This is a genomic window from Mitsuokella sp. AF21-1AC (assembly GCF_003458855.1).
Lineage (GTDB): Bacteria > Bacillota > Negativicutes > Selenomonadales > Selenomonadaceae > Mitsuokella.
This window is the reverse complement of record NZ_QRVW01000050.1, coordinates 1-6146: the sequence shown is the minus strand read 5'-3', so window position 1 is coordinate 6146 and position 6146 is coordinate 1. Positions and strand designations below refer to the sequence as shown.

Here is a 6146-nt window from a genome sequence, read left to right as displayed (position 1 = left end):
GGGGCGATGAGCAAGCGGCTTAAAAGCTGTAAACTGCTGTATTTTATATATAAAATATTTTTTTCTATCAGGAGGGCTGCTTTATGTATTATACCGATCTGGATACTCCGTCCTTGCTTATTGATGAGCAGAAATTGCGCAAAAATCTAGCGGATATGCAGGCGTATGCCGATGAACATCATGTGAACTTACGTCCGCATACAAAAACGCATAAGATGCCGGCCATTGCGCAGATGCAGATGGAGCAGGGGGCTTGCGGCATTGCTGTGGCAAAAGTGGGGGAAGCGGAAGAAATGGCGAAGGCCGGCTTGCGCGATATCCTGATTGCCAACGAAATCGTGGGCGTGCTGAAATGGAAGCGTATTGCAGCACTGGCGAAAGCAGGATGCCAGATTTCTTTTGGAGTAGATGCGCCTTGTCAGGTGACCGGAGCAGAAGCTGTCTTTGCAGAAGCTGGTGTGACGGTTTCCGTTCAAATCGAGATAGAGGTCGGAGAAGAACGTTCTGGGATTATCGATGACAAGGATTTTCTGGCTCTGCTGGCCACCATCCGCTCTTGTCCGCATATTCGGTTTAAAGGGCTGTTTTCTCATGATGGCAATACGTATCGGGCAAAAGACCTGGACGAATGTAAGGCACTAGCGGCAAGCGCGCAGAAGCGGACGGTGCATTTTGCCGATCTGGCGCATGAACAGGGCATGGATTGCGAGGTCGTCAGCTACGGTGCGACGCCGACGTTCATGAATCATATTGATATCCTGCCCGGCATTACCGAACTTCGTCCTGGCACATATGTCTTGATGGATGCAGCGCAGGGACATGCGATCCAGGACTGGTCGCGTTGTGCGGCGACCGTGCTGGCTACCGTAATAAGCAAGCCGACGGCTGTACGCACCATCTTGGATGTTGGTGCCAAGGGGTTGACAAAGGAAACGCGCACGGAGGGAATCTGTTCCACGAAAGGCATGGGGATCCTGTATGAATACCCCGAGGTTTCCATTGATGCTTTGTTTGATGAACATGCCATCATCCTCAATCGTGATTTTCATGATCGTGTCGAGATTGGCGACAAGGTACGCATCATTCCCGTCCATATCTGTCCAGTCTGCAATCTATACGATGAAGCGGCCTTGCTTGATGGTGAGGAGGTCAAAGCAATCCTGCCCATTTCCTGCCGTGGAAAAATCCAGTAACCCCAAGCTGGCAGAATAAAGCAAGCGTGGATCATGGTAACGGAGGTCAATATCATGAAATTTATTGAAAAGCCTGAGGGTTCCAGGAATAAAGGTCATTATTCTCCTGGTGTCATCATGAACAACATCTTATATGTGTCCGGGCAACTGCCGCTTGAGCCGGCAACAGGGCGTGTGGTGGCAGGAGACGTGCAGGCCCAGACAAAATGTGCCTTGCAGCATGTGGAAGCCGTATTGGAACGCGCCGGATGCAGTAAAGAAGATGTAGGTCTTTGCCGGATTTATCTGGCAGATATATCACTGTGGGACCAGGTCAACGCTGTCTATGCGGATTTCTTTGGCTCGCATATGCCGGCCCGCGTCGTGGTTCCTACCCGCACGCTCCATTTTGGTGCGCTTGTCGAGATTGAAGCCATGGCGGAACTACCTGATGAAAATCGTTGAGGAGGGTTAGTGATGAAATTCGTTTGTACGGTCTGCGGACACGAAGAAGACACGGATACTCGTAAACCCAAATGTGATTGTGGCGGACTTTGGGAACTATCCTACACACCACCTAAATTTTCTTTGGCGGAGGTTGACCGGGATACCTGGAGCATATTCCGTTATCGGAAGTTCATGGCCATGGCAGATGATACCTGGCGGGACATTACTTTAGGAGAGGGCATGACGCCGATTATACCGTTCCGGGATGGTGTTTGGCTCAAGATGGACTACTTCATGCCGACGCTTTCCTTCAAGGATCGCGGTGCTGCGGTACTGATTGCCCATGCCAAATCCATCGGCGTCAAGCGCGTGATTCAGGATAGCAGTGGCAATGCGGGCAATAGCGTAGCCGCTTACTGTGGGAGAGCCGGCATTGCCTGTGATATTTTTGTGCCGGAAGGGACATCAGATAAAAAAATCCGTATGATTGAGGCACATGGGGCAACGGCACATATCATTCCAGGAAATCGCGATCACTGTGCAGATGTTTGCCGCACAACAGCGCGCGAGGAACACCTTTATTATGCGAATCATGTATATAACCCGTTTTTTTATGAAGGAACCAAGACATATATCTACGAAACATACGAGCAGCTGCATCGCATCCCGGAACACATCTTCATCCCGGTCGGAAACGGCACGTTATTCCTGGGGATAGTAAAAGGACTGGAGCATCTGCTGGAAAGCGGAATCATTGAGCATATGCCGCAGCTTTACCTCGTGCAGAGCGAGCGTTGTCAGCCGCTGCTCAAGGCCATGGAACGGCACGACGTGCAGATCCGCCCGGAACAGCAGGCTGCTACCATGGCGGAAGGCATTGCCATTGGCCTGCCCATGCGCAGTGCCGAGATTCTGTCGTATGTGTATCGCTATGGTGTCAAGGGGGTGGCGATTCCCGAAGAGAATATCCTGGGGGCTCGCAGCATGCTGGCCAGACAGGGAATTTACTGTGAACACACGACGGCTGCCGTTTACGCGGGGTATGAAGCGTATTGCCGGGCGCATGGGCATGTTTCGGATGTGCTGATTTCCATGTGCGGCGCCGGGCTAAAATCGGATCACGGCTGAGGGAAATAGGAGGGCGTTTACCGCTTCTTGTGCAGTTTTATCTGCTCCATGTCGTGGTAGAAGCCCTTGATGGTATCTTCAATCACTTCCTGGAAATCGTCATCGTTGAATTCGACGAAATCGTGGCGGCCGGCGAAGACGCGCTGGAGTTTGGCCCGGTAATTCATGACATAGCGGCAGTTCTCGCCGCCGCGCTTGAGTGCAGTGTTGCAGTCGGCAATGGCCTTGCGTGTGGAGCCGCGGAAGCCTTTGGCGATGGAACGCACGTAATAGGCAGGCCAGTAACGGCCGTTCAGGTGCAAGGCCTGGTCGGCCAGGGCCTCGGCGCCGTAATAGTCCCGTGTGGAAAGAGTCTGCAAGGCCTCGATGGTGTAGTAAAGGGGGTCATTGGGGGCAATCTCCATGGCTTTATCCAGGTCGCGCTGGAACTGCGCGGAGCCGTTGTACAGGTCGAGCAGCGCCATGCGTCCGTAGATATCGGCCGGAACAATGCCGTTGCGCTGATTGGCAAAATCGGCGAATTCCTTGTGAATCACGGCGGCATACTGCGGATTCTGGCGGAATTTCTGCAATTCCTCGTTCACGAGGAGCGACGCATAGGGATCGCTGCCGGATTCCTGCATTTTCCGATTCAGGTTATCGCGGTTCTTTCCCTTTTCCTGTGCCAGCTGCGTCTGGAGGTCCTTAATCTTGTCATTGGCGTCGATGCGCTTCTGGAAATCCGCATCGTCAATGGTGGCCTCAATCGACGCATGGATGACGAGCGTGTTGTTGCGGTAATCCTGCGTGTACTGGCAGTTCTTGACCTGCATGGTCTGGATGCTGATGACTTCCACCTGATCATCCGTCAGCTTCATATTCCTGGTTTTTGAGTAAGAGCGCACGTAAACACCGGCCTGTTCCGCAGCGTTGCGCATGGCGTCCTTGCGGGCATTTTCCTTGGCTGCGGCGATGCTGTCATTTTCGCCCATCTGGTAGATACCCGTCGCCTGTATGGTCTGCGTCCTGGCCAGAGCCATGGGGGAACTGAGCAGCAGGCTGCAGCAGAGCAGCACGCCGCATTTTATCTTCGATAGCATGAGGAGACACTTCCTTATCAAAATATACGTCCATTATATCATACATCCATTCGGCAACAGCAGGGATGATGGATTTTATAAGCCGTAAGCTGCGAATCTGTGTTAAAATACAGGTATGAAAAAGATGTTGGAGGTGTTTTTATGGACAAATTGTATTTCACCATTACGGGAACGAAATATCGCTTTGGCACTGCGTTCATGAAGCCGGAGATGAAAGTCACATTGAAAAAAGAACCCGACAACGAATACGATCCAGAAGCCATCTGCGTAAGCATGGAGGGATTGGGCAAGGTCGGTTATGTTGCTAATAGTCCCCATACGATACAAGGGAAAAGCCTGAGTGCCGGCAGACTGTACGATAAAATTGGCGATGAGGCAAACGGAACCATCCTGTACGTGCTGCCAGAAGGCGTTCTGTGTGCAGTCGATGAAGCGTCCATTCTGCATAGGGAAGAGCTCGGTCGGGATTGACCTTTTCCGATGAATGAACAACAAATTATGGTAGTATGATTGTAGGCATTACTGCTTTCAACATCTAGATAAAGAATAATCAGAAGAATGTTTATATTTTGATTTAATTCCCTCCAATAACTATCGTATAATAATAGTTATTGGAGGGAATATTATGATACAGACAATAGAGGCTTTGTTATTCCAATAGGGGCCATTTTATGTGCCGTTTGCTTCGGCGCTTTCTGCGTATGGTATGATCCCAGAAGGTGTCTATGACCGTACTTCTACCACGCAGCATCGGATGTTCTACGGCTGGCCGGGACCGGAGTACTGGCAGACGGCAGATTGAGAAGGGCAAATATAAAAAGCGGCTGGTATGTCGTCTTGGAACCGACCATTTTATTTTATGAACGGAGTATCATGATAAATGGCAATGAAATTACAGGAGTTCTTATTAAAGGAGTGATGATGAACATTATGTTTCGGGAAGCAATGATCAAATTTCTCATAGTCTTGCTGTTGCCGGCTGGCCTCTTTTGCGTTATCAAAATGTGCCGTAAAACCCCGTCTCTTCAGGGCTGGGGATATAAGGCGCGTCCGCCGAATTTACGTAAGTAATTGAAGGCGGACAGTTGCTTCAAGTGTTGTATTAGTTAGATATATGTAGTATAATACAAGTATGAACAGAGTATATCATTCAAACCACAATATCGTGTATTCCTGTAAGTATCACATCGTATTCTGCTCCAAATATCGTCGAAAAGTGCTCGTGAATGGCGTGGACGTGAGATTGAAGGAGCTCATACATTCCATTGCTGACGAAAATAACTTTGACGTCATCGAAATGGAAATCATGCCAGACCATGTGCACCTGCTGCTTGAGGTTGATCCACAATTTGGTATCCACAAAGCGGTAAAGACAATCAAGGGCAAAACATCAAGGATACTTCGGCAAGAATTTCATTGGCTGACAACAAAACTGCCAACACTTTGGACAAATTCGTATTTCTGCTCGACGGTTGGCGGTGCGCCGCTTGAGATTGTCAAGCAGTATATCGAGAGCCAGAAAACATCGTAAAGGAAGTGAATGCATGGAAACGCACACACTCGGCTATAAGTTCCGCATCTATCCGAGCAAGACGCAGGAAAACCTCATCAACCGTACACTTGGTTGTGTCCGCTTCGTGTTCAACCACTTTCTGGCAGTCAGGCGCGACGAATGGAAGGTGAACCGCAATCCGCTGACCTACGTCAAGACGAGCAGGTTGCTCACCGACCTGAAGAAACGTGAGGAAACCGCGTGGCTTTCTGAGGTTGACAGCATGGCGTTGCAGGAAGCCTTGCGTGATCTTGACCATGCCTATGAGAATTTCTTTGCGAAGCGGGCAAGATACCCACGCTTCAAATCAAAGCGCAGCCACAGCCAGTCTTACCGGACGCGCAACCAGAGTGGCGGCATCCGTATCGAAGGCAATCGGATCAAGCTGCCGAAGGTCGGCTTTGTGAAAATCAAGCAGAGTCGGGAGTTCGGGGGCAGGATCCTGAATGCCACGGTCCGTCGTGCGGCGTCAGGGAAATACTTCATTTCCCTTTGCGTTGAAACGGAAAAAGAATCCTTGCTCCGTCCGAACGGTGGTAAGCAGATTGGTATCGACGTAGGGTTAAGGGCATTCTGCTCGGACAGCGACGGCAACGTGACGCAATCCCCACGCCCGCTGAAGAAGCTCCAACGCAAGCTCTGCCGAGAGCAACGCCGCCTTTCCCGCAAATTGCCGAAGTCCATGAACCGAGATAAGGCGCGTGTTCGCGTTGCTCGTGTGCATGAACGCATCGCAAACATCCGCAGGGACTTCCTGCACAAGTTGTC

At 50.6% G+C, this 6146-nt stretch carries 7 protein-coding genes; 6 read left to right on the top strand and 1 reads right to left on the bottom strand.

The features are described 5' to 3' along the window. Positions 1 to 83 precede the first annotated feature (83 nt). From DWX75_RS11745 to DWX75_RS11735, 3 genes are all read left to right on the top strand, one after another. Positions 84 to 1193 carry an alanine racemase gene (locus tag DWX75_RS11745; protein WP_118016497.1) on the top strand — a complete coding sequence of 370 codons (1110 nt, stop codon included), beginning with the start codon at positions 84 to 86 and terminating at the stop codon, positions 1191 to 1193. A gap of 54 nt (positions 1194 to 1247) precedes the next feature. After that, positions 1248 to 1637: a RidA family protein gene (locus tag DWX75_RS11740; protein WP_118016498.1), complete on the top strand. Its 390-nt coding sequence runs from the start codon at positions 1248 to 1250 to the stop codon at positions 1635 to 1637. Positions 1638 to 1817: 180 nt separating this feature from the next. Continuing rightward, positions 1818 to 2747 carry a threonine synthase gene (locus DWX75_RS11735; protein ID WP_233519604.1) on the top strand — a complete coding sequence of 310 codons (930 nt, stop codon included), beginning with the start codon at positions 1818 to 1820 and terminating at the stop codon, positions 2745 to 2747. Between the two features lie 17 nt (positions 2748 to 2764). Here the strand turns inward: DWX75_RS11735 and DWX75_RS11730 are convergent, their stop codons facing one another. Beyond that, entirely contained in the window at positions 2765 to 3826 is a 1062-nt protein-coding gene (locus DWX75_RS11730) for a hypothetical protein (RefSeq protein ID WP_118016495.1), read from the bottom strand. Between the two features lie 141 nt (positions 3827 to 3967). Between DWX75_RS11730 and DWX75_RS11725 the strand changes: the two genes are divergently transcribed. From DWX75_RS11725 to DWX75_RS11710, 3 genes are all read left to right on the top strand, one after another. Continuing rightward, entirely contained in the window at positions 3968 to 4297 is a 330-nt protein-coding gene (locus tag DWX75_RS11725) for an HIRAN domain-containing protein (RefSeq protein ID WP_118016494.1), read from the top strand. Positions 4298 to 4958: 661 nt separating this feature from the next. Continuing rightward, a complete protein-coding gene (tnpA, locus tag DWX75_RS11715) occupies positions 4959 to 5357 on the top strand; it encodes an IS200/IS605 family transposase (protein ID WP_118016492.1) in 399 nt (132 codons plus the stop codon). Between the two features lie 13 nt (positions 5358 to 5370). Next, positions 5371 to 6146: RNA-guided endonuclease TnpB family protein (locus DWX75_RS11710; RefSeq protein WP_147671623.1), on the top strand; the 776-nt coding region annotated here is incomplete at its 3' end.